Source organism: Streptomyces sp. NPDC020801 (assembly GCF_044334385.1).
Taxonomy (GTDB): domain Bacteria; phylum Actinomycetota; class Actinomycetes; order Streptomycetales; family Streptomycetaceae; genus Streptomyces.
This window is the reverse complement of record NZ_JBIRST010000020.1, coordinates 35,046-57,448: the sequence shown is the minus strand read 5'-3', so window position 1 is coordinate 57,448 and position 22,403 is coordinate 35,046. Positions and strand designations below refer to the sequence as shown.

Sequence of the window (22,403 nt, the reverse complement as noted above, 5' to 3'; positions counted from 1 at the left end):
GAAGGAGTCGTGACGATTTGGTCCTGGCAATGCTAGAAAGGCCGGATGGCAGACCGTTTCTCCCGTCTTCGACGTATATCGTCGCGGGCGCTGCTGGGAAAGAGCCTGCGGAGCGTCGCCGGACAGGTGTTCGTTCTGCAGGTGGCGCTGGTCGTGCTCCTTGTGGCCTTCGCCGTCTTCGCCCTCCTTCTGCAGTCGGAGCGGGACACCGACGCCGAGGCCAAGCGCCGGTCCATAGCCGTCGCCCAGACCTTCGCGCACTCCCCGGGCGTCCTGACCGCGCTCCAGGCCCCCGCGCCGTCGAAAGTGCTCCAGCCGCTGACCGAGGCGGGGCGCAAGTCCGCGGGGGTCGACTTCATCGTCGTCATGGACACCAAGGGCATCCGCTACACCCACCCTCTGCCGAACCGGATCGGAAAGCGCTTCGTCGGCACCATCGGGCCGTCCCTGGCAGGCCGGGTCTACACCGAGAGCGTCCACGGGCCGCTGGGCCACGAGGTGCAGGCGACCGTCCCCATCAAGAACGCCGGCGGCCGTGTGGTGGCCCTGGTCTCCGCCGGGCTGAAGGTCAAGAACGTGACCAGCCAGGTGGACCGGCAGATCCCGCTCATCCTGACCGTCGGGGCCGCCGCGCTCTGCGTGTCCACCACCGTGACGGTGCTGGCGGGCAGGCGCCTGCGCCGCCAGACGCACAGCCTCTGCCCCGACGAGATGACCCGCATGTACGAGCACCACGACGCGGTGCTGCACTCCGTGCGCGAGGGCGTACTCATCGTCGGCGGCGACGGACGGTTGCTGCTGGTCAACGACGAGGCCAGACGGCTGCTGGACCTTCCCCCGGACGCCGAGGGCCGGCACGTGGCACAGCTGCCTGCCCTGGAAGCCGAGACGGTCGCGCTGCTCACCTCCGGCCGTGAGGCCACCGATGAGGTCCACCTCGCCGGCCCCCGGCTCCTCGCCGTCAACCAGCGTCCCACGGACCGTGACGGAGGCCCCAAGGGGACGGTCGTGACCTTGCGCGACTGCACCGAACTGCAGGCCGTGTCCGGCAGGGCAGAGGTCGCCGGGGAGCGGCTGAAACTCCTCTACGACGCCGGACTGGGAATCGGCACCACCCTCGACGTGGTCCGCACGGCCGACGAACTCGCCCAGGTCGCGGTCCCCCGCTTCGCCGAATTCGTCACCGTGGACCTCGCCGACGCCGTACTGCACGGAGAGGAGCCCGCCGCCACGGCCACGGGTGTGCGCCGCGTCACCGTGCACGGCGTGCGTGACGACCATCCGCTCTACGAGAAGGACCGGCTGATCGACTTCCTGCCCTCCACCCCGCAGGCGCGCGGTTACGGCACCGGCCACTCCGAGGTGGTGACCGACCTGTCGACCGAGATGGGCTGGCGCGCACAGGACCCGGAGCGCGCCGCGCGGATCGTGGACTACGGCATCCACTCCCTCATCTCGGCGCCCATCCAGGCCCGCGGCGTCGTGCTCGGCGTGGCCAATTTCTGGCGCTCCAAGGAACACGGCCCCTTCGACGAGGAGGAGCTGTCGCTGGCGGAGGAGCTGGTGGCGCGGGCCGCGGTCAGCATCGACAACGCCCGGCGCTACGCCCGCGAGCACGCCCTGGCGGTCACCCTCCAGCGCAGCCTGCTGCCGCGGGCGCTGCCGGAGCAGAGCGCCCTCGACGTCGGCCACCGCTATCTCCCCGCCCAGTCGGGCGTGAGCGGAGACTGGTTCGACGTGATCCCGCTGCCGGGAGGCCGGGTCGCGATGGTCGTCGGCGACGTGGTCGGACACGGGCTGCACGCAGCCGCCACCATGGGGCGGCTGCGCACCGCGGTGCACAACTTCTCCACCCTCGACCTGCCGCCCGACGAACTGCTCAGCCACCTCGACGACCTGGTCGGCCGCATCGACCAGGACGAGGCGTGCCCGGAGGTCGCCGCGGCCATCGTCGGTGCCACCTGTCTGTACGCGGTCTACGACCCCGTGACGCACCGCTGCGCCATGGCTCGCGCGGGGCACCTCGCGCCCGCGCTGGTCAGCCCGGACGGCAGCGTCACCTTCCCCGATCTGCCGTCCGGACCGCCGCTCGGCCTCGGAGGCATGCCGTTCCAGACGGCCGAACTGGACCTGGCGGAGGGCACCCAGCTCGTCCTGTACACCGACGGCCTCATCGAGGACCGCACGCGTGACCTGGACGAGGGCATGGAGCTGCTGCGTCAGGCCCTCGCGGGCCATCCCGACCGGCCGCCGGAGGAGAGCTGTCAGGCCGTCCTGGACACGCTCCTGCCGCCGCGCCCCAAGGACGACGTCGCCCTGCTCATCGCGCGGACCCGGGTCCTGCCGCCCGACCGGATCGCCGACTGGGACGTGCCGCCCGACCCGGCCGCCGTCGCCGGGATGCGCCAGGCCGCCTGCGAGAAGCTCGAGGAGTGGGGCCTGCCCGAGCTGGCCTTCAGCATGGAGCTTGTCCTGAGCGAGCTCGTCACCAACGCCATCCGCTACGGCTCCGCGCCGATCCACGTGCGGCTGATCCGCGACCGCACACTGATCTGCGAGGTGGCCGACGGCAGCAGCACCTCCCCGCACCTGCGCTATGCCGCCACGACCGAGGAAGGCGGCCGGGGCCTGTTCCTCGTGGCGCAGATGACCGAACGCTGGGGCACCCGGTACACCCCCCAGGGCAAGGTGATCTGGGCCGAACTGGCCCTGTCGGGGACCGCCGAGGACTGCGACCCGGCGCTGGCGCTGGCACTCGCGGGCGCGGATATGGACGCGGACCTCTAGGCCCTGTCGAAGGCGATGCCGGTGGCCGGACAGCGCGGCACCCCAAGCGGGATCCGGTGCCGGAGGCCTTGACGCCCGAAGGACGCTCTGGGCTCGTCGGCGACGGTCTGCTCGTTGATGTGGACCTTGCCGGAGTCGATCCGGCCGGCGGCTTCATCACCGTACCGACGTCGCCGAGGATGCCGACGGACAGCCCGTACTCGCAGTCGTTGACGATCCGAACGGCCTCCTGCGGCGTGGGGAAGCCGATGACGGGCGCGACGGGACCGGAGATCTCCTCGCGCCGGGCCGGCATGTCGGTGGTCGGGCCGCTCAGCACGGTGGCGCGGTAGCCGGCGTCGTCGATCTCGCCGCCGCCGGCGACGGTGGCGCCCGCCGCGACGCTGTCGGTGACGATGCCGTGCACCCGCTCCAGCTGACGCCGGTCGATGATGGGGCCGAGCGCCACGTCCTCACGGGCCGGATCACCGACCGGGAGGGCCTCGGCCTTGGCGCGGGACGGCGATGTACTCCCTCGAAGTGGCGCACGACCCGCTGGGCACCGTGCCGACATCGGCACCAATAAGTGATCCGCTAAGTGGATCCGCCGCCCCGATACAGGCTTCCTCGACATGAGGAGCTTCGACCTCAACCTGGCCCGCGTCTTCGTGCTGCCGTACGAGACCGGCAGCGTGACGGCCACCGCCGACACGCTCCACGTCGCACGGTCCACCGTGAGCTACAGCCTGGCCGAGCCCCGCCGGCACTTCGACGGCGGGCTGTTCCGGCGCACCGGACGCGGGCTGACGCCGACCGCCGGCGCCCGCCGGCGGTACGAACCGCTGCAGCGTGTCCCGGCGGAGATCGACGGCACCATCCGGCAGGCCGACGCCTTCGAGACCACGGGACCTTGCCGGGCCGTTTCACGCCGGCCCTGTCCGAGCTCGGCGAGGCGGCGTTGCTGCCCCGCCTCCCGGCGGCGGCACGCGAGCGCGCGCCGCGGGTGTCGTCCACCGCCCGGCCGCTCGACGTGGACGAGCCGAACACCAGCTGCACCGCGGCGGTCTGGACGCGTTCGTGGCCACCCCGGCGCCAGCCTCACACCGGACCGTACGCATCCCGTTGTTCCACGAGCGCTGCGTCGGCATGGTCGCCGCCGACCACCCCCGTGATCGTCCCCGAGTACGTCGGCGAGGTCTGCACCGCCTCCCGCCGGGTGCGCCTGGTCCGGCTGCCGTTCGGGACCGAGCCCGTCGAGGTGGCCCTCCACGCCCGGCACGAGTCCTCGCGCAGCCCTTCCCGGCGGTGGCTGGTCCAGTTCATGGCCGAGATGCTGGGCGAGCGGGTGAGCGCCGCCCAACTGCCGCCCTACGCCGACCGGGTGCATTGGGCCGGGTGTTGCTCCGTCCTGGCTAGCGCAGCCGCCGCTTCGGGTGCGGAAGACGCAAGGATGGTGCCGGGCCCTGCGGGACACCGCGTGGACCTCACGACCCATCTCTTGAGAGAAAGCGTGTGACGGGCCGCATGACAGACGTTCAGCACATCACGCGGGAAACCGTCGGTCCCCGTCGTCCCCTGCGGCCCGGCGCCGTGGTGGTGAAATGGGCGACGACGACCGATCACAAGACCATCGGTTCGCTGTACCTGATCACGTCGTTCGTGTTCTTCCTGGTCGGCGGCGTCATGGCGCTGCTGATGCGCGCGGAGCTGGCCCGTCCCGGTCTGCAGATCGTGTCGAACGAGCAGTTCAACCAGGCGTTCACGATGCACGGCACGATCATGCTGCTGATGTTCGCCACCCCGCTGTTCGCCGGCTTCACGAACTGGATCATGCCGCTGCAGATCGGCGCCCCGGACGTGGCCTTCCCGCGGCTGAACATGCTGGCGTACTGGCTCTATCTGTTCGGCTCGCTGATCGCGGTCTCCGGCTTCCTGACTCCTCAAGGGGCTGCCGACTTCGGCTGGTTCGCCTACTCCCCGCTGACGAGCGCCGTGCACTCCCCGGGCCTGGGCGGCGACCTGTGGATCATGGGTCTGGCCTTCTCCGGGTTCGGCACCATCCTCGGCTCGGTCAACTTCATCACCACGATCATCTGCATGCGCTGCCCGGGCATGACCATGTTCCGCATGCCGATCTTCACCTGGAACGTGCTGCTCACCAGTGTTCTGGTGATCATGGTGTTCCCGGTGCTGGCCGCCGCGCTGTTCGCGCTGGAGGTGGACCGCAAGTGGGGCGCCCAGGTCTTCGACGCGGCCAACGGCGGGGCGCTGCTGTGGCAGCACCTGTTCTGGTTCTTCGGGCATCCCGAGGTGTACATCATCGCGCTGCCGTTCTTCGGCATCGTCACGGAGGTCATCCCGGTCTTCTCCCGCAAGCCGATCTTCGGCTACATGGGCCTGATCGGCGCGACCATCTCGATCGCGGGGCTCTCCGCGACGGTGTGGGCCCACCACATGTTCGTCACCGGCGGGGTCCTGCTGCCGTTCTTCTCCTTCATGACCTTCCTGATCGCGGTGCCGACCGGGGTGAAGTTCTTCAACTGGATCGGCACCATGTGGAAGGGCTCGCTGTCGTTCGAGACCCCGATGCTGTGGGTGGCGGGCTTCCTCGTCACCTTCCTCTTCGGCGGTCTGACGGGCGTCATCCTGGCCTCGCCGCCGATGGACTTCCACGTCTCCGACAGCTACTTCGTGGTGGCCCACTTCCACTACGTCGTCTTCGGCACCGTCGTCTTCGCGATGTTCTCCGGCTTCCACTTCTGGTGGCCCAAGTGGACCGGCAAGATGCTCGACGAGCGCCTGGGCAAGATCACCTTCTGGACGCTGTTCGTCGGCTTCCACACCACGTTCCTGGTGCAGCACTGGTTGGGTGCCGAGGGCATGCCCCGCCGGTACGCCGACTACCTCGCGGCCGACGGCTTCACCACACTCAACATGGTCTCCACGATCGGCTCCTTCCTCCTGGGCCTGTCGATGCTGCCCTTCCTCTACAACCTCTGGAAGACCGCCAAGTACGGCGAGAAGGTCGAGACCGACGACCCCTGGGGCTACGGCCGTTCACTGGAGTGGGCGACCTCCTGCCCGCCGCCGCGGCACAACTTCGTCACCCTGCCGGTGATCCGCAGCGAGTCCCCGGCGTTCGACCTGCACCATCCGGAGGTCTCGGTCACGGACAAGCGGGAAAACCTCGGCCTGCCGGGATGACGGACGCAGCGGGGCACCGGCACCGCAAGCCGGTCGAATCCGCCCACGTGGTCAACCAGGTGGAGGGCTATCTGCTCTGGCAGGCCCGCGTCGCCGAGGCCGAGGAGCGGGCCCGGGCCTTCACCGAGCCCCTGCAGTGGCTGACCACCGCGCAGCGGGAGGAGATCGAACAGCACTACGTCCGTGAGTGCCTCCTGCGCGCCCGGGCCGATCTGCAGCGGGTCGCCGACCGGTGCCGGGAGCTGCGCGGCGAGTACGAGGAGCGGTACCACCAGCTGCGCGCGCGGTGCCTGGCTCTCGTGCTCACCGCCCTGGCCGTCCTGGCCACGGCCGCCGTCCTCGCCGTGATCCTCGAGCGGTCCTGAAGGTGCCCCGAGAGGCCCTGCCCCGACCCACTGCCTGAGACAGGTCTGTGACATTCGGCGGACACGGCTGTGAAGTGGCGGGGTCAGGCTTATTGATAACGGACAAATCGAACTATTCGGGTCTTTTGTCCTACTGCTTACGAGGGTGTGAGCAGCGCCGACCGGAACGATCCGCTGGAGGAAAGTCCCATGAGCCTCACCCTCGCCACGCAGGCCACCGAAGCCCCCGCGCCCGCCCCCGCGCTCGCCCCACGAGAGCGGGAGACGCTGCGCCACATCGCCGCCGGGCGCACCTATCTGCAGACGGCCCGCCACATGGGTCTGTCCAGGCACACGGTCGACGAGTACCTGCGCCGCATCCGGGCCAAGCTCAACATCAACAGCACGGCGGAGCTGACCCGGCTGGCCATCTCCCTCGGCATGTGACCCCCGGCGTCGTTGCGCGCCGAGGGCCTCACCGCCACCGGGCGTCCGCGGGCGGCTCCGGCCGCCGGCCGGAGCCGGGTGGCAGCAGGCAGGCGGGAGCGGGTGAACCGCGGGAAGGGTGCCGTCGCGATTGGAGGCCGGGGGAGCGGGCCGTGCGCCGGCGGGCTCGCGTTACGCCGCGCGGCCCAAGTCGCCGCCGGGCGGGCGTAGCGTCCGACAGGTGGCGGGTAGGCACCGTACGGAACCGGGGCACGGGTGCCCAGCGACTCACGGAGGTGCGTACGGTGCGGACAGGACTCCTGCGAACGCTCGGGGCGGCGACGGCGGCCTACGGCCTTGCGACCGCGTACCGGCCGAGCCTGCTGGCCCGCCCCACGGGTCTGGTGGATGCGGACCGGCGCACCGAGCCGCACACCGCTCTCGCGCTGCGGCCGCTGGCCTGGCGCGACGCCGCGAGCGGCCTGGCCATGCTCCTCGCCCCGCGGGGCCCGGCCCTGGTCACGGCCACCGCCGTACGCATCGCATCCGACCTGGGCGATGCGTATCTCCTCGGCACCGCACTGCCCAGCCGCCCCCGCCGTCTGGCGACGGCAGTCATGGCCTCGGGCTGGGCCGCTCTGGCGGTGGCCGGTCTCGTCGGGAACTGCCACGCCGGGAAGCCGGCCGCACAGGAGGCTGACGCCTAGGAGCCAGTCGGGTCCGTCAGGTCTGTCGCTTCCGCCGGGTCCGGCTGCAGGCCGTGAGTGCGTCTCGGTCTACCTCGGGGCCGAATGCCGGGTCGCCTGTATCCGGCTGACGTTGGCGGCGGACGCGGGCGTTCCGTCGTTCACACCCTCGTCCCCTGGCGGCCGGGTCGATGGCCCCACCGCCGGGAGGGAGCCGGGGCGGCCGGGTTACCCGCTGTCGTTCACCGTCGAGAGGTCCAGGGACCACCGCTCCTGGACCGGCGTGACCCGCACCATGGCCGGCATCGGTGGCGTGGTGAACATTCAGCCGGCGTCGCCGGTGACGGCCCGCCGGGTCCGAATGACGGCCCGCCGGGTCCGAATGACGGCCCGCCGGGTCCGCATGACGGTGGGGCGGGTCCGCATGACGGTGGGGCGGCGCTCCGGCCGGAACCTGCTCGGCCTCGACGGATTCGAGGTCTGCAGCCGCCGTTGACAAGTTAGTGATTGAGTACTAACTTACTCTCATGGTCAGGATGAGCGCAGAGGAGAGGCGCGAGAGCGTCGTCCGCGCCGCGACGAGCGAGTTCGCGCGGGGCGGTTACCACGGCACGTCCACCGAGGCGATCGCCCGGCGGGTCGGCGTCTCGCAGCCGTATCTCTTCCGGCTCTTCCCCGGCAAGAAGGCGATCTTTCTGGCGGCGGCCGACCGGTGCATGGAGGACACCGTCCGGACGTTCCGGGAGGCCTCCGAGGGCCTGGAGGGCGAAGCGGCCCTGCATGCCATGGCGAACGCCTACACCAGGGTCATCGCCGAGCGGCCCGAACTGCTCACGATGCAGATGCAGATGTACGTCGCCGTGGCCGCCGCGGAGGCCGAGGGCGACCGCGAGTTCGGCGAGGCGGTCCGGGCCGGCTGGATGCGGCTGTGGGACACCGTGCACCTGCCGCTCGGCGCGGATCTCAACGAGACGACGACCTTCATGGCGTACGGCATGCTCATCAACTGCCTGGTGTCCATGGGGTTTCCGCCCGGACACCGGGTCTGGGAGGGGCTGTACCCGTCGGCCCGGCTCACGGGGCGGCTGGAGAAGTAGCGGCACGGCGCGGGCATGCGAAAGAGGCGGTGGCGCGTCTTTTTCATGGCCGCGAAAGTTAGTCAGCAATAACTAATAAGCATTGACGGAAACCATTCGTCCTCTGGGGGAGCGATGTCACCGCATCACGCACCGACCGGCGCCGACACTCCGACCGCACATCGCGGAGGAGTGGTCTGGGCCCTTGTCATCACCAGCGTCGCCGGATTCATGGCGGCCCTCGACAACCTCGTCGTCACCACCGCCCTGCCCTCCATCCGCCGTGACCTGGGCGGTGCGCTGGACGACCTGGAGTGGACCGTGAGCGCCTACACGCTCACCTTCGCCGTGCTGCTCATGTTCGGCGCGGCCCTCGGCGACCGGTTCGGCCGCCGCCGGCTGTTCCTGGCCGGGCTCACCGTGTTCACCGGAGCGTCGGCCGCCGCGGCCATGGCGCCCGGCATCGACTCCCTGATCGCCGCCCGTGCGGTCCAGGGTGTCGGGGCCGCCGTCATGATGCCGCTGACGCTCACGCTGCTGACCGCCGCCGTGCCCGCCCACCGGCGCGGACTGGCGTACGGCATCTGGGGCGCCGTCAACGGGCTCGCCGTTGCCTCCGGACCGCTCATCGGCGGCAGCCTCACCGAGCACGTGTCCTGGCACTGGATCTTCTGGCTGAACGTCCCGCTCGGGCTTGCCCTGCTGCCGCTCGCCCGGCTGCGTCTCGCCGAGTCGTACGGCACCGGCGCCCCGCTCGACGTCACCGGCACGCTGCTCGCCAGCGGCGGCCTGTTCGGGATCGTCTACGGCCTGGTCCGCGGACCTGCCGACGGCTGGACCGACTCCCCGGTCCTGCTCGGTCTGTTCGCGGGCAGCGCCCTGGTGGCGGCCTTCGTCCTGCACGGCATGCGAGCCGAGAACCCCATGCTGCCCATGCGGCTGTTCCGCTCCCGCGCCTTCTCCGGCATCAACGCGGCCAGCCTGCTGATGTTCCTCGGGATGTTCGGCTCGATCTTCCTGCTCAGCCAGTACATGCAGGGCGTGCTCGGCTACTCGCCCACCGAGGCGGGCCTCAGGATGCTCCCGTGGACCGGGATGCCGATGCTCGTGGCCCCGGTCGCCGGGATCCTCTCCGACCGGATCGGGGGCCGGCCCGTCGTCGCCGCCGGGCTGTTCCTGCAGGCCGCCGGGCTGGGCTACATGGCTCTCGTGGTGTCCCCCGACGTCTCCTACGCCACCCAGCTGCCCGGTCTGATCGTGAGCGGCGTCGGGATGGCCCTGTTCTTCGCACCCGCCTCCAACCTGGTCATGTCGAGTGTCGGCGCCCGGGAGCAGGGCGTCGCCTCCGGCGCCAACAACGCGCTGCGGGAGGTGGGCGGTGCGCTCGGCATCGCGATCATGTCGTCCATCTTCACGTCCCGTGGCAGCTACGAGACCGCCCAGAGCTTCGTCGACGGGCTGCGGCCTGCCCTGGTCGTCGGGTCCGCGGCGGTCGCCCTCGCCGGGGGCGTCGCCCTGCTGATCCCGGGCCGGCGCCGAGCGCTGCGAACCGTGGGTGTGGCGGATGGCTCCGCGGCGGCACCGCAGCGCGCGACTTCCGCGAAGCGCCCTGCCCAGCAGGTTGGTTGACGAAGCCGGAGCGCCCCCCGATCCATGAACGGCCGGCCCGCCTCACTCCGCACGTCCGGGAGGGAGGCGGGCCTCGTCGACATCGGCGACCCGGTCGCGTCGGTCTCCCGCCCGCCCGCTCGCGTCGACGGCCTTCGCCGCCCGTGGTGCTTCGGCCGTGCGAGCTGCGTCTGCGGCCAGGGCGTGGCGGGGGCCGGCGTCAGGCGTCGCGCTGCGCGAACGGGCCACCAGCGGTGAAGGCCAGCTCGGCGAAGCGTTCGCCGATACGGCGGTGGGCGGCGGCGTCGGGGTGGAGCGCGTCGGGCAGGGGCAGCTCGGCGAAGTCGGCCGTGCCGTAGAGGTCGCGTCCGTCGAGGTGGTGCAGGTTCGGGTCCTCGGCCGCCCGCTGGGCCACGATCCGGGCCAGCTCGTCCCGGATGACGGTCAGGGTCAGTTTGCCGCTCGCGCGCTCCGCCGGATCGCCCGCGGCCCGGAACCGCAGCTGTCCGGCGTCCGTGGCGCTGAGGTCCGGGACGCTGGGACCCGGCGTGTCCTCGTGGATCGGGCACAGGATCGGCGAGACGACCAGCAGCGGTGCGGAGGGACGGCCCTCGCGAACGGTGTCGAGGAAGCCGTGGACGGCGGGGGTGAAGGCGCGCAGCCGCATCAGGTCGGTGTTGACCAGGTTGATGCCGATCTTGACGCTGATCAGGTCGGCGGGGGTGTCCCGCAGTACGCGGGCGGTGAACGGGTCGAGCAGGGCGCCGCCGCCCAGTCCCAGGTTGACCAGTTCCACCCCGCCGAGGGAGGCGGCCAGCGCCGGCCAGGTGGCCGTGGGGCTCGCGGCGTCGGAGCCGTGACTGATCGAACTGCCGTGGTGCAGCCACACCCTGCGGCCCGCGGCCGGTGCGGGCTCGACGGGGGCGTCGGTGCGCAGGGCGACGAGTTCGGTGGTCTCGTTGTGCGGCAGCCAGATCTCGACGTCCTTGGCCCGGTCGGGCAGGCCGGTGAATCGGAGGGTGCCGACCGGACCGGTCTCGTGCTCGACGGCCCCGGTGGTCATGTCGACGGTCAGGGTGTTGCCGCCGCTCACGCGGGCCTGGCCGGCCGGGCGGCCGTCGACCAGCAGGTCGTACAGGCCGTCCGGGCGGGGCGGGGCGCCGGCGTAGACCCGCTTGGTGGGCAGCGTGTCCAGTTCGACGGCGGTGGCCCGGGTCCGGAAGACCAGCCGTACGCCGGAGGGCTGGGCCTCCGCCACGGCCAGTTGCGGGTCGGCGCACTGGGCGCGGGCCCGGGCGGGCAGCCGGTGTGGCAGCACCCCGTGCGCGGTGCGCTCCACTTCGAGGGCGCCGCGCAGAAGGTCCGGGGTGAGGGGAGTGGTGATCCAGTCGTACGGGACGGTGTGGATCGTCTCGGCGTGTCGCTCGATGGGTGCGGATCGTTCGCGGCGGGAGGTGTGTGTCACGGCGCTGGCCAGTTCCGCAGCAGGGCGTCGAGAGCGTCCAGGATCCGCGACCAGGTTTGCTGCGTGTCGGGTGCGCTGTGGCTGAACCCGCCTCCCATCTCCAGGCTGACGTAGCCGTGGAAGACGCTGCCCAGCAGCCGGACCGCGTGCGTCTGGTCCGGCTCCGCCAGGTCGTAGCCGCGCAGGATCGCCCGGGTCATCTGGGCGTGCCGCACGCCCGCGCTCGCCGCCGCGGTCTGCGGGTCGAGCCGGAGCTGGGCCGCGGCGTAGCGGCCGGGATGCTCGCGGGCGTAGTCGCGGTAGACGTTGGCGAACGCGGCCAGGGCGTCCTTGCCGGCCCGGCCGGCCAGGGCGTCGCCGGCCCGGTCGGCCAGTTCCTCCAGGGCGAGCAGGGCGATCCGGGTCCTGAGGTCCTGGGAGTTCTTCAGGTGCGAGTACAGGCTCGCGACCTTGACGTCGAACCGTCGGGCGAGCGCCGAGACGGTCACCTGGTCGAAGCCGACCTCGTCGGCCAGTTCCGCTCCCGCCCGGGTCAGGCGTTCCGGGGTCAGCCCTGCGCGCGCCATCACTCTTCCTCCCGTTCGGCCAAATCGATTATGTATTTGCCTAAAGCTTTTAGGCAAATACAAACCTGCTTCAATCTGGCGACGTGCGGCACCGGCGTGCATGCAGCGCACGGGAGCGGTCGGCGGCAGGACGGGGGTGTGCCGGTCGGCGGCAGGACGGGAGTGGGTGGACGGGCGTACCGTCCGGCTCATGACCGGCCTTCCTACCGCTCGCCGCCGCGCCGTTCCCGCCGGGTGGGTGCGGTGCGCGACGTTCAACGTGCTGCACGGCCGGCTGCTCGGGCAGGACGGCCGGCCGCCGTTCGCGGCCGCCGGCGGCGTCCGGGTGCCCCTGGCCGAAGCGGTCGCATCCCTGGACGCCGACGTGCTGGCGTTGCAGGAGGTGGACCGGCTCCAGGAACGCTCGGGGCTGCTCGATCAGGCGGCCGTCGCCGCCGAGGCGATGGACGCACGGGACTGGCGCTACGCGTCGGCGCTGCACGGCCGCCCCCTGCCGGGCCAGGACTGGGTGGTGGAGCGAGCCGGACCGGGACTGCGGGTGTACGGGCCGCGGCACCGCGCCCTCGGGGACGGCACCCCGTCCCACGGCGTGGCCCTGCTGTCCCGGCTTCCGGTGCGCCTCTGGCGGGCCCGGCGGCTCGCTCCGGCGCCCTGCGGCCTTCCGCTGCGGGTCGCCGGACGGCCCGGCCTGACGACGGTGCGGGACCAGCCGCGCGCGGCGCTGGCCGCCGTACTGGAAGGCCCGGCCGGTCCGTTCACGGTGGTGGCGGTGCATCTCTCCTTCGCCCCGGGCTGGAACATCCGCCAACTGCTCACCGTACGGCGCTGGATCGGCGACCTGCCGGGCCCGCACGTGCTGCTGGGGGACTTCAATCTGATCGGCGCGCTGCCGGCGGCCGTGCTCAACACGGCCGATCTGGTGCAGTCCTGGCCGCACGCGCCCGGGCGGCGGCGACCCGGTGCCGGCTGGCGGGACCTGGCCCGGACACCGACCTACCCGGCGCACCGCCCGGTCGTACAGTTCGACCATGTCCTGACGTCGGGGATCGGCGCGGCCGCCGTCGCCGCGGTGCGCGCGCCGCGGACGGCCATCTCCGACCACCGGCCCCTGGTGGCCGAGCTGAGGCTCACAGCGAGCGCTCCATGCACACCAGTTGGTCCCGCTCGTCCCACGACTCGGTGACGGCGAAGCCGAGTCGCCCGTACAGCGCGAGGGCGTCCGTCCGCCAACCCCACACCGACAGCCGCACCGAACCGGCGCCGCTGTCCGCGGCCTCGGCCAGTGCCGCGCCCACCAGGGCGGAGGCGACTCCCCGGCCCCGGAACTCCGGGTCGGTCCACAGCCGTTTGAGCTCACAGCGTCCACCGGCCGGGGCGGTCAGCACCAGGCACCCCGCTGCCGTGCCCCCGCACAGGGCCATCAGGACACGGTCGCCGGCGAACGCCGTCCGCGGGTCCAGGACCTCTGCCCGGTAGCGCGCGGGGAGCTCCGCCACGTCGGCCACGGGCTCACCCTTCTCCGCCTGCGTCCGCAGGTGGTAGGCGGCCAGCAACCGGGCCAGTTCTTCCTCCCGGGACACCGGGGAGTCCTCGGAGCTCCGCGGGCCCCCGGGCGCGCCCGCTCCGATCACCCGGCGCACGACGCGCACCTCTCGCCGAACACTCACGGCCTGGCTCCCCTTCCGAGGCGTGTCATGAGTCCGGCCAGGGCCGAACGGGACGGCACCGACGTCTTGCGGTAGATCGCGCACAGGTGCGTCTCCACGGTGCGACGGCTGAGGTGGAGCCGGGTGGCGATGTCCTGGTTGCTCAGGCCCTGTGCCACCAGCCCCGCCACTTCGAGTTCGCGTGCCGACAGTTCCGCCAGCTCCGGCGGAAGCGACGGCGTCCCTCCCATCGGCTGCGGCCGGAGCAACTCGGCCAGGTCCACCAGCAGCCGCGCGCCGCCGTCGAGGGCGAGCCGGTGGGCGCGGTGCCACATCGCGGCGGCGCGCGGCCCCTGCCCGGCGCACTGTGCCAGGGGAGTGGCCCGCAGCAGCGAGTACGCCTCCCACAGGGTCTGGCCGCCACGGGCGTGTTCCTGTGCGGCCGAGTCCAGCAGGCGTACGGCTTTTCCCGTGTCGCCGCGGTGCTCGGCCAGCGCCGCCTCGGCCCGCAGGGCTGCCGCACGCTGACCGCCGAGGCCCAGCCGCCTTGCCTCGCGCGCCGCCTGTGCGGCCCAGCGTGCGGCCTGGTCGACGTCACCGGTGGCGAGGGCGACGTTGGCGAGGGTGTCGAGCTGGCCCGGGCGGATCGACGGCTGCAGCAGGGGCAGTTCGCGTCCGCCGCCCGCGGTCGTGATGGCCTCCCGGGCACGGTGCGGATCACCGCTCACGTACGCGGCGTGGCCGAGCATGCACCAGGCCAGAGCCGACCACCAGCCCTTGCTGCCGCTGGTCGCCGCGACGGCCTCCTCGCCGGTGGCCAGGGCGCCGGCGTCCCCGAGGGGCCGGGCCACCAGCAGCACCAGCGTCTTGATGGCGAGGGTGAACGCCAGGAGGTCGTCGCTGCCCGTGACCCGGGCGAGGGACTCCGCCTCCTCGGCCGCTTCCAGCGCGGCGGGCAGGCGGCAGGTGTTCAGCAGGACGAAGGCCCTGCTCGTGAGCAGGTGCGGCAGGACGTGGAGCTGTCCGCTGCGGCGGGCGATGTCCAGGCCCCGGGCGCCGTGCCGTTCGGCGTCGCCGTGGCGCTCCAGCAGCGCCTCCGCCCAGGCCAGCCAGACCAGTGACTCGCACTGATCCATGAGGTCGGGGTCGGTCAGCGCGTCCGCGAGCCGGCGGGCGTCGCCGGCGAACCGGGCGGCCGCCTCCGTCTCGCCCTCGTACGCCTCCCCCAGGGCCGCCAGTGCCAGCGCCGCCGCCTCGCCCGTGGGGCCGGCGTCACGGCGCGCGACGGCGAGCGCCTGGGCGACCTCCGACCGTACCTGGGGATAGGACCCGGTGACCAGGGCAGACATGCCCAGCGCGAGCCTGAGGGAGACAGCCTGGCCGGGGGACGGGCCCGGAGACCTGGACAACTCCCGGCGCAGCAGTGCGGTGGCCTCGGGGGAGTGGCCGAGGTGCCGTTCCATCACCGCGCACTGCGCGACGGCCTCCGTGCGCAGGTCGGGGTGGTCCTTGCCCGACCAGCCGATCAGCGTGTGCAGCAGGTTGCGGCTTTCCCGGAGGCTCCCGCCGACGCCGAGCGCGCGGGCCCGCGCCAGGAGCAGTTCGCCGCGCCGCCGCGCGTGGTCTGGCGTGTCCGGCATCCGGGTGAGGACGACGTCCAGCAGGTGGGCGGCGGTGGCCGGCGCGGTCGAGGCGAACTGTGCGGCGGCCTCGATCAGGACGGCGGCGGCCCGCGGATCCCATCCGGTCAGCGACCGTTCGACGTGGTGCGCCCGCTCGGTGGCCGGGGCGCCGCTGCGGGCGAGTTCGCGTGCGGCGAGGCGATGGACCTCGGCGCGTCGCGCGGTGGAGGTGTTCTCGTAGACCAGCGCCCGTACCAGTGGATGGCGCAGTGTCCACCGGCCGCCCGGTCCGGGGCGCAGCAGATCGCGCACCCCCAGGGCGCCGGTCTGTTCCTCGACGTCGTGGACCGGGAGTCCGGTCGTCACCGCCAGCATGGCGGTCGTGGCGTGGTCGCCGAGGGCCGCCACCGCCTCCACGACGCGGCGCTGCGGCTCGGTCAGTGTGGTCAGCTCGTCGAGCAGCAGCGCGGCCAGCCCCGCGGGCACGCCGACGGCACCGGTGGCGCCCGGACGAGAGGTGTTGCCGCCCAGCGGCTCGCCGCCGCGGTACGCGTGCACCAGCGAGAGCAGATAAAGGGGGTTGCCCTCGCTCGCTGCGTAGAGCCGCTTCGCCTGCTCCCGGGGGACGTCGGCGGCCAGCACCCGTATCGACTCCGGCTCGGGGAGCGGCGCCAGCGGGAGGTGCAGCACCGCGCCGCTGTCGGCGCCGCGCGTGAGCGCCGCGGTCAGGGACGTGGGGGTCTGCCGGGACCGCCTTGCCACGGCCAGGAGGACCCGCCCGCGCAGAGGGTGCCGGACCAGGTGGTCCACGAGTTCCCGGCTGGCGGGATCCGCCCAGTGCAGGTCGTCCAGGGCCAGCACCAGGCCCTGCTCGCCCATGCGGGTGAGGAACGCGCGGATCGCCCGAGGCAGCCCGAAGCGGGCGGCGGCACCCGTGTCCGCCTCAGACGCGCCGCCCGGAGTGTGCAGCATGCCGTGCAGCACCGCCGCCGCTTCGGCGGGCGAGGGAGGGCCGCCGCACGCGTCCGGGACCGCATCGGCGAGAGCGTCGGTGAACGCCTGGAAGGGAACGTGCTGTTCGTACTCCGTGGCCCGGCCGCGCAGCACCGTGAACCCGGATTGCAGGGCCCGTGCGCACACCTCGCCGAGCAACCGGCTCTTGCCGATGCCGGGTTCGCCTGCGATGTCGACGACCGCGGGCGCCGTCGGTCGCCCCAGGCCCGCGAGCACTGCGTCGAGCCGTTCCAGTTCCGTGGATCTGCCCACCAGTTGTGCCACGCTCGCGTCCCCCACCGGCGTCCCCGCCCGCCCCGTCGATCTCCGTCCCCATCGCCCACCCTAAGGTCGGGCACTGACACACCGGTGCCCGAGGGGTGTCGGAAGACGCCCGGACGCGTACGAAATAGGGACCCCGGCAGGCGTAGGGCACGTGCCGGGATTACGTCACCTGCCGGTACTGGCCCAGACAGCGAAAGCGCCCCCCGGACGCCTGGAAGAGATTGAGCGCGTCCATGTTGTATCGGGTGCTGGAGGCCGTGCAGTGCAGCCTCTTGGTGATGCCCCGGTAGTCGGTTTCGCGGAGCCCACCATGCCGCTGGGCACGAGCGCGGTGTCCTCCGGCGCCCGGGCGATGCCGAAGTCGATCACGCGTGGTCCGTCGAGCGCGAGCAGGACGTTGCCGGGCTTGACGTCCCGGTGCACCAGTCCCGCCCGGTGCACCGCGCCCGGCGCCTCGGCGAGGCGGGCGCCCAGGAAACGGACCGGGCCGTGCGGCAGCGGGCCGCACTCCTCGACGGCCTCGGCGAGCGGGGGGGCCGGACACGAAGGCCGTGGCCAGCCACGGCGATTCCGCGTCCGCATCGGCGTCGAGCAGCGGTACCAGGCCGAGCGGCCCGTGATCCGCTCGTCGTCGCGTGGCTGCTGGTCCGGGCAGCGCAGCGCCTCCTCCAGGGTCGTGCTCAGCTGTTCGTCGGAGCCGAGCACGGAGGCGTGCACGATGGCCGCGGCCGTCACCTGCACGGTGCCCTTGCCGCCGGCGCCCGGCAGCCGGCTGTACCGGGACTTGCTCGCGAGCACGAACCGCCCGCACCTTCCGTACAGCCGGCCAGCAGACTCCCCGCCAGCAGGAGCGTCACCCAACGGGCCCTGCTTCCACCGGTGTTGGCTCTCACTCGGTCCCGTCGCCCCCGCCTGTGTCCGACTCACCGAACGTAGCCGGTGGTGCGCGAGGCGGGCCTCGGCGGAACACGCAACGGACTACGTATTCCTTCGCGCCCTCCGCGCCCTCCGCTTCCTCCGCGTGCTCCGCGCCCTCCGCTTCCTCCGCGTGCTCCGCGTGCTCCGCGGAGGTCCTCCGGGGCAGGCCCTGGCGGAAGCCGGAGAGGGGGTGCCGGCGTTGACATCGGTATGGGTGATCAGTCCGGTGACCGAAGTCCGACCTCCGGCGAGCGTGAGGCGGTGCGCGAGCTGCTGGTCGGCGACCGTGCGGGCACGCTCGCGCAGATCGCCGCGCTCAGCCGCGAGTTCGACGGGATCGTCGAGGCGAACGCCCTGGTGGCGATCGACGACGAGCACGATCCGGAGGGGTCCAGCACCGCCTTCGAGCGGGCCCATGTCGCAGCCCTGCTGGCGCGGACGCGTGAGCACCTGGCCGAGCTGGACCGGGCACTGGAGCGGCTGGAAGGCGGCGACTACGGACGGTGCACGGTGTGCGGCGAGCCGATCCCGCGCGAGCGCCTGGAAGTCCGCCCCGCGGCGACCACCTGCGTACGGTGCGCCGGGGCGGCGCCCCGCTGAGGCCCGCCGGGGCCTGCTGCGGCCTGCCGGGGCAGGCAGGCCTGCTGCGGCCGGCCGAGGAGGGACGCCCGCGCGTGCCTTGGCGAGGGCGTCCCCGCCCGGTGGGCCCGGCCCGACCCTAGTAGCCGCCGCCCGAGGAGGAGGTCCCGGTCGGGGCGCTGCCCCCGCCACTGCCGCCGACGGTGATGTTCGTCTTCATCCCGAGGTCCTTGTGTCCGTCCACGGGGCAGTACAGCTCGTAGGAGCCGTTCTTCAACGTGACCTTGAGCGAGGCGGACTGGCCCGGCTGGAGGCCGTGGGGCAGCCGTGCGTCGCCGCCCGGGCCCTCGATCTCCAGCGAGTGCAGGGTGTGCCCGTCGTTCTTGGCGACGAAGGTGTAGTCACCGGCCTGGAACGTCTTCGACGACAGGGCCAGCTTGTACTCGGTCATGTCCACCGTCACGGTCGTGGACGTCGCCTGGCCGCCCTGTGAGGGAGTGGAGGCTGACGTCCCCGCGCTCCCCCCGCCCGACCCCGAGTTCCCGCACGCCGCGAGCAGCGCGGCCAGCCCCACCGCGCACACGCCGGCCGCAGCCCTGCCCCCACTGAACCTTCCCGCCATGGCGACTCCTCCTCACTGCCCGGGCCACCGCCTGGCCCACTTCCCCGGTCGGCCCTCGGTCCAGGTCGGCCCATGGTCCTGGTCTCCCGCCTGCTTCGCGCCGTCCGCTCCGTATCGCCTCGCAAACGGATACGGCCCCGGGCGGCCAATGGATTGGGGTGGCCGCCCGGTTCCCGGGCCCCGGCCCGCTTCAGGCGGTAGCCTGCTCAAGAGGCAGCCATGGCCGATGAGGTACGTATCCGGCTCCTCGGCGGTTTCGCTGTGGCGGTCGGGGACCGTCCGGTCGCCGCCGGGGCGTGGCGGCTGCGCAAGGCGCGGAGCCTGCTGAAGCTGCTCTGCCTGGCCCCGGGCCACCGGATGCACCGGGAGCGGCTCTACGACCTGCTGTGGCCGGAACTCGACCGGACGGCCGCGTCGAACAACCTGCACCAGGTGCTGCACGCTGCCCGGCATGCCCTGTCCGCGACGGGGGCGCCCGGTGACGTGGTGGTCCTGCGCGACGACATGGTCGTGCTCGGCCCCGAGGGCGGTGTGCGCATCGACGTCGACGACTTCGACGACGCGGTCCGGGACACCCGGCACGACGGCGCCCCCTCGGCCTACCGCGCCGCGCTCGCCCTGGCCGGGCCCGGCCTGCTGCCCGAGGACACGTACGAGCCGTGGGTGCGCGAGGCGGCCGCGGCCCTGGAGCTTCGGCGCGCCACCCTCAGGCTGGGACTGGCCGAGTCGCTCGAGCGCGATCACCGCACGGCCGAGGCGATCGAAGTGCTGGAGGACCTGATCGTGCAGGATCCCCTGCACGAGCCGGGCCATCGCGCGCTGATGCGGACCCTGGCCGGCTCCGGGCGGCGCCGGGACGCGCTCGCCGCCTATGAGCGCCTGCGGGAGTCACTGCGCCGGGACGCCGGCACCGACCCCGACCCGCAGACGCGCCGCCTCTACCGCGCACTGCTGGCCGGCTCGGTCGACACGGGCGATGCGGGCGGCCCGAGGGACACGAGCGGTCCCAGTGGCCCAAGTGACGCGAGCTACGCACGCGACACTGGCAACACGAGACAGCGGCGGCGGGACGCCCCACGGCACAACCTGCCGGCGCCGGCGACCGCACTGATCGGCCGGGAGCGCGAGACGGAAGAGGTGGAGAAACTGCTCCTGCGCAGCAGGCTGCTCACCCTCACCGGGGCCGGCGGCTGCGGCAAGACCCGGCTCGCGCTCGCCGTGGCGGCCCGGCGGGTCGACGCCTTCCGCGACGGGGTCTGGTTCGTGGACCTCGCCGCGCTGACCGAACCGCACCTGGTCCCGGACGCGGTCGCCGCCGTCCTGGGACTGCAGCTCCCGCCGTCGGGCGCGGCCCGCCAGGCGCTGGTCGGACAGCTCGGCGGCCGGAAACTGCTGCTGGTGCTGGACAACTGCGAGCACCTGGTCGACGCGTGCGCCGCCCTCGTCCGGGACATCATGGCCCGCTGTCCGGGCGTCGCCGTACTCGCGACCAGCCGGGAGCCACTGCGCAGCTATGGGGAACGGACCTTCCGGGTGCCGTCCCTGGCGCTGCCGGACCCCCGGCGGCTGCCGCCCCTTGAAGACCTGGGCCGGTTCGCGTCGGTACGGCTGTTCACGGAACGGGCCGCCGACGCCGCGCCGCAGTTCCGGCTGACCGAGGACAACGCGGCGGCCGTCGCACAGATCTGCTTCCGGCTCGACGGCATGCCCCTGGCGCTGGAACTCGCGGCGGCCCGGGTGCACATGCTCGCCCCGCGCCAGATCGCCGAACGCCTCGACGACGCCCTCGCCCTCCTCGGCCGGGGCAGCCGGCGCGGCGCGACCCGCCAGGAGACACTGCTGGCGACCCTGGAGTGGAGCCACCGGCTGCTCGACGACGAGGAACGGCGTCTCTTCCGCCGCCTCGCCGTGTTCGCGGGCGGCTTCTCGCTGGCCGCGGCCGAGGAAGTGTGCACGGACGCCACCGCCCGCGCTCCGGTCCTGGACCTCCTCGGCCGGCTGGCCGACAAGTCCCTGGTCTGGGTGGAGCCACCGGAGCCCCGGCAGGAAGAGGCCCGCTACCGGCTGCTGGAGCCGGTCCGGCAGTACGCGGCGGAACGCCTGCGCGCCGCCGGGGAACGAGCCGCCGTCGAGGCCCGGCACCGGCGTTTCTACCTGGAACTGGCCGAGGCACGGGACCACGAGCCGCCCACCGGCATCTGCGGGCCGACGTCGCTGGAGCTGGAGGCCGACTACGGCAATCTGCGCGCCGCCCTCGGGTCGTACCTGCGCACCGACCCGGACAGCGCGCTGCGCCTGGCGGCCGCCCTGCGGTTCTTCTGGTCCGAACGCGGGCACCTCGCCGAGGGGCGGCGCTGGCTCGACGACACCCTGGCCGCCGCGCCGGACCCGACCCCGCAGCGTGCGACCGCGCTGATGGGGCAGGGCGTGCTCGCGATCCGCCTGGGCGACGCGTCTCCGCTGGAGGACATCGGCGCCCAGATCGTGGACATCCACCGGCGGCGGCCGGACCCGGCGGCACTCGCGTACGCCTGCTACCAGCAGGCCGTCCTGCTCTGGATGCGCGGCACGTGGGACCGCGCCCGCACGGCCCTGGACCGGGCCCGCGCCCTCGCCCGGGAAGCGGGCGCGCCCTCCGTCCTCGCCGCCGTCGCGTACCACGAGGGCGTCGGGGCCGTGTGCCGCGGCGAGGGCGCCGCGGCCCGGGAGGCCTGCGCGGAGAGTCTGCGGCTGCTCGACGAGGTGGGGGAGGGAGCCCACCCGTTCTTCCCGGTCATGACACCGGGATACGCGGTCGAGGAGGGGGATTCGGCGGACCCGGAGGTGTCGCTGTTCTTCGAGGAGACGGTGCTCGTCGGCAGGACGGTGGGCGCGGCCCGGGCACGTGGCTACGTCCTGGCCAACCTCGCCTGGGCGAGCCGGGTGGAGGGTGACACCGGCGGCGCCGCGGAGGCGGCCGAGCGCAGTGCCGACTGCTTCCGTACGCTCGCCGACCCGTACGGGGAGTCCCTGGCCCTCAACGCCCTCGGCAACGTGTGCCGGACCCGGGGCGAGCACGACGCGGCGCGGGAGTACCTCGAGGCAGCCCTGGCGATCAGGCGCCGGCTCGGCGACCGCCGGGAGGAGGGCATCACCCTCGGCTGTCTCGGCCTGCTCCGCCTGGCCGCCGGGGACACCGAGGGCGCGCGGGCCACCGTCGCCCGCGTCCTCGCGGGCTTCGAGGAGACCGACGACATCCCCGGCACCGTCAACAGCCTGCTCCATCTCGGTCTCGTGGCCCGGGCCGCGGGCGACGGGAGACGGGCACGCGCCCTGCTGAACCGCGCCCAGCGGCTGGAGCAGGTCGCCGGTTCGCCCTGCGCCGCCGGCTGGGTCGCACTCATGCAGTCGCAACTGGCGTGGCAGGCCGGCGACCGCGACGCCGCCGGGGCATGCGCCACCCGGGCTGCGGACCTCTTCGCGCGTCTGGGCGACACCCGCGGTCCGGCCGTCCTGCGGCGCATGACGCGGGCGCGCAAAGCGACTGCTGAGTGAGTGCTAAGAGGCCCCGCCTACGGTCGTGAACGTCAGAGCTGGAGCACCCCTACCAAGGAGCCG

At 73.0% G+C, this 22,403-nt stretch carries 16 protein-coding genes and 3 pseudogenes; 12 read left to right on the top strand and 7 right to left on the bottom strand.

From position 1 onward, the window contains the following. The first annotated feature begins 45 nt into the window (after positions 1 to 45). Positions 46 to 2,787, top strand: a complete 2,742-nt coding sequence (locus ACH4UM_RS32110) for a SpoIIE family protein phosphatase (RefSeq protein WP_398187010.1) — start codon at positions 46 to 48, stop codon at positions 2,785 to 2,787. A gap of 100 nt (positions 2,788 to 2,887) precedes the next feature. Here the strand turns inward: ACH4UM_RS32110 and ACH4UM_RS32105 are convergent. Continuing rightward, positions 2,888 to 3,340 (bottom strand): annotated as a pseudogene (locus ACH4UM_RS32105) (aldehyde dehydrogenase family protein); the annotation flags it as partial. 58 nt (positions 3,341 to 3,398) lie between these two features. On the opposite strand from ACH4UM_RS32105, the pseudogene ACH4UM_RS32100 reads away from it, so the two are divergent. The 8 genes and pseudogenes from ACH4UM_RS32100 to ACH4UM_RS32065 form a co-directional block, all read left to right on the top strand. Beyond that, positions 3,399 to 4,141: pseudogene (locus tag ACH4UM_RS32100) on the top strand (LysR family transcriptional regulator); the annotation flags it as partial. 149 nt (positions 4,142 to 4,290) lie between these two features. Beyond that, entirely contained in the window at positions 4,291 to 5,970 is a 1,680-nt protein-coding gene (ctaD, locus tag ACH4UM_RS32095) for a cytochrome c oxidase subunit I (protein ID WP_398187007.1), read from the top strand. After that, positions 5,967 to 6,335, top strand: a complete 369-nt coding sequence (locus ACH4UM_RS32090) for a cytochrome C oxidase subunit I (protein ID WP_398187004.1) — start codon at positions 5,967 to 5,969, stop codon at positions 6,333 to 6,335. Before ctaD ends, ACH4UM_RS32090 begins: the two co-directional genes overlap by 4 nt. A 189-nt stretch (positions 6,336 to 6,524) precedes the next feature. Then, entirely contained in the window at positions 6,525 to 6,761 is a 237-nt protein-coding gene (locus tag ACH4UM_RS32085) for a response regulator transcription factor (RefSeq protein WP_398187001.1), read from the top strand. A 284-nt stretch (positions 6,762 to 7,045) separates the two neighbouring features. After that, positions 7,046 to 7,447 carry a hypothetical protein gene (locus tag ACH4UM_RS32080; RefSeq protein WP_398186998.1) on the top strand — a complete coding sequence of 134 codons (402 nt, stop codon included), beginning with the start codon at positions 7,046 to 7,048 and terminating at the stop codon, positions 7,445 to 7,447. Positions 7,448 to 7,709: 262 nt separating this feature from the next. Then, the gene (locus ACH4UM_RS32075; protein WP_398186995.1) at positions 7,710 to 7,922 is read left to right on the top strand and encodes a hypothetical protein; all 213 of its coding nucleotides are present in this window, start codon (positions 7,710 to 7,712) and stop codon (positions 7,920 to 7,922) included. A 31-nt stretch (positions 7,923 to 7,953) separates the two neighbouring features. Next, entirely contained in the window at positions 7,954 to 8,523 is a 570-nt protein-coding gene (locus ACH4UM_RS32070; protein WP_398186993.1) for a TetR/AcrR family transcriptional regulator, read from the top strand. A gap of 114 nt (positions 8,524 to 8,637) precedes the next feature. Further along, positions 8,638 to 10,131 carry a DHA2 family efflux MFS transporter permease subunit gene (locus ACH4UM_RS32065; protein WP_398186990.1) on the top strand — a complete coding sequence of 498 codons (1,494 nt, stop codon included), beginning with the start codon at positions 8,638 to 8,640 and terminating at the stop codon, positions 10,129 to 10,131. Between the two features lie 199 nt (positions 10,132 to 10,330). Here ACH4UM_RS32065 and ACH4UM_RS32060 read toward each other — a convergent pair whose 3' ends face one another. Next, positions 10,331 to 11,518: a GDSL-type esterase/lipase family protein gene (locus tag ACH4UM_RS32060; RefSeq protein ID WP_398187292.1), complete on the bottom strand. Its 1,188-nt coding sequence runs from the start codon at positions 11,516 to 11,518 to the stop codon at positions 10,331 to 10,333. A 53-nt stretch (positions 11,519 to 11,571) separates the two neighbouring features. Beyond that, positions 11,572 to 12,141, bottom strand: a complete 570-nt coding sequence (locus ACH4UM_RS32055; protein WP_398186989.1) for a TetR/AcrR family transcriptional regulator — start codon at positions 12,139 to 12,141, stop codon at positions 11,572 to 11,574. A 190-nt stretch (positions 12,142 to 12,331) separates the two neighbouring features. Between ACH4UM_RS32055 and ACH4UM_RS32050 the strand changes: the two genes are divergently transcribed. Then, positions 12,332 to 13,324 (top strand): endonuclease/exonuclease/phosphatase family protein, encoded by a 993-nt coding sequence (locus ACH4UM_RS32050; RefSeq protein WP_398186986.1) that lies wholly within the window; start codon positions 12,332 to 12,334, stop codon positions 13,322 to 13,324. On the opposite strand, the gene ACH4UM_RS32045 is transcribed toward ACH4UM_RS32050, so the two are convergent. The 3 genes and pseudogenes from ACH4UM_RS32045 to ACH4UM_RS32035 all read right to left on the bottom strand — a co-directional run. Continuing rightward, positions 13,269 to 13,808, bottom strand: coding sequence for a GNAT family N-acetyltransferase (locus ACH4UM_RS32045; RefSeq protein WP_398186984.1), 540 nt, complete (start codon positions 13,806 to 13,808; stop codon positions 13,269 to 13,271). The genes ACH4UM_RS32050 and ACH4UM_RS32045 overlap by 56 nt on opposite strands. After that, a complete protein-coding gene (locus ACH4UM_RS32040) occupies positions 13,805 to 16,687 on the bottom strand; it encodes an ATP-binding protein (protein ID WP_398186981.1) in 2,883 nt (960 codons plus the stop codon). Before ACH4UM_RS32040 ends, ACH4UM_RS32045 begins: the two co-directional genes overlap by 4 nt. A gap of 306 nt (positions 16,688 to 16,993) precedes the next feature. Beyond that, positions 16,994 to 17,288, bottom strand: a pseudogene (locus ACH4UM_RS32035) (phosphotransferase); the annotation flags it as partial. Positions 17,289 to 17,815: 527 nt separating this feature from the next. Between ACH4UM_RS32035 and ACH4UM_RS32030 the strand changes: the two are divergent. Then, entirely contained in the window at positions 17,816 to 18,205 is a 390-nt protein-coding gene (locus ACH4UM_RS32030) for a TraR/DksA family transcriptional regulator (protein ID WP_398186979.1), read from the top strand. 118 nt (positions 18,206 to 18,323) lie between these two features. Here the strand turns inward: ACH4UM_RS32030 and ACH4UM_RS32025 are convergent, their stop codons facing one another. Next, the gene (locus ACH4UM_RS32025; protein WP_398186977.1) at positions 18,324 to 18,806 is read right to left on the bottom strand and encodes a copper-binding protein; all 483 of its coding nucleotides are present in this window, start codon (positions 18,804 to 18,806) and stop codon (positions 18,324 to 18,326) included. Positions 18,807 to 19,025: 219 nt separating this feature from the next. Between ACH4UM_RS32025 and ACH4UM_RS32020 the strand changes: the two genes are divergently transcribed. Further along, positions 19,026 to 22,340, top strand: a complete 3,315-nt coding sequence (locus tag ACH4UM_RS32020) for an AfsR/SARP family transcriptional regulator (RefSeq protein ID WP_398186974.1) — start codon at positions 19,026 to 19,028, stop codon at positions 22,338 to 22,340. Positions 22,341 to 22,403: the final 63 nt, after the last annotated feature.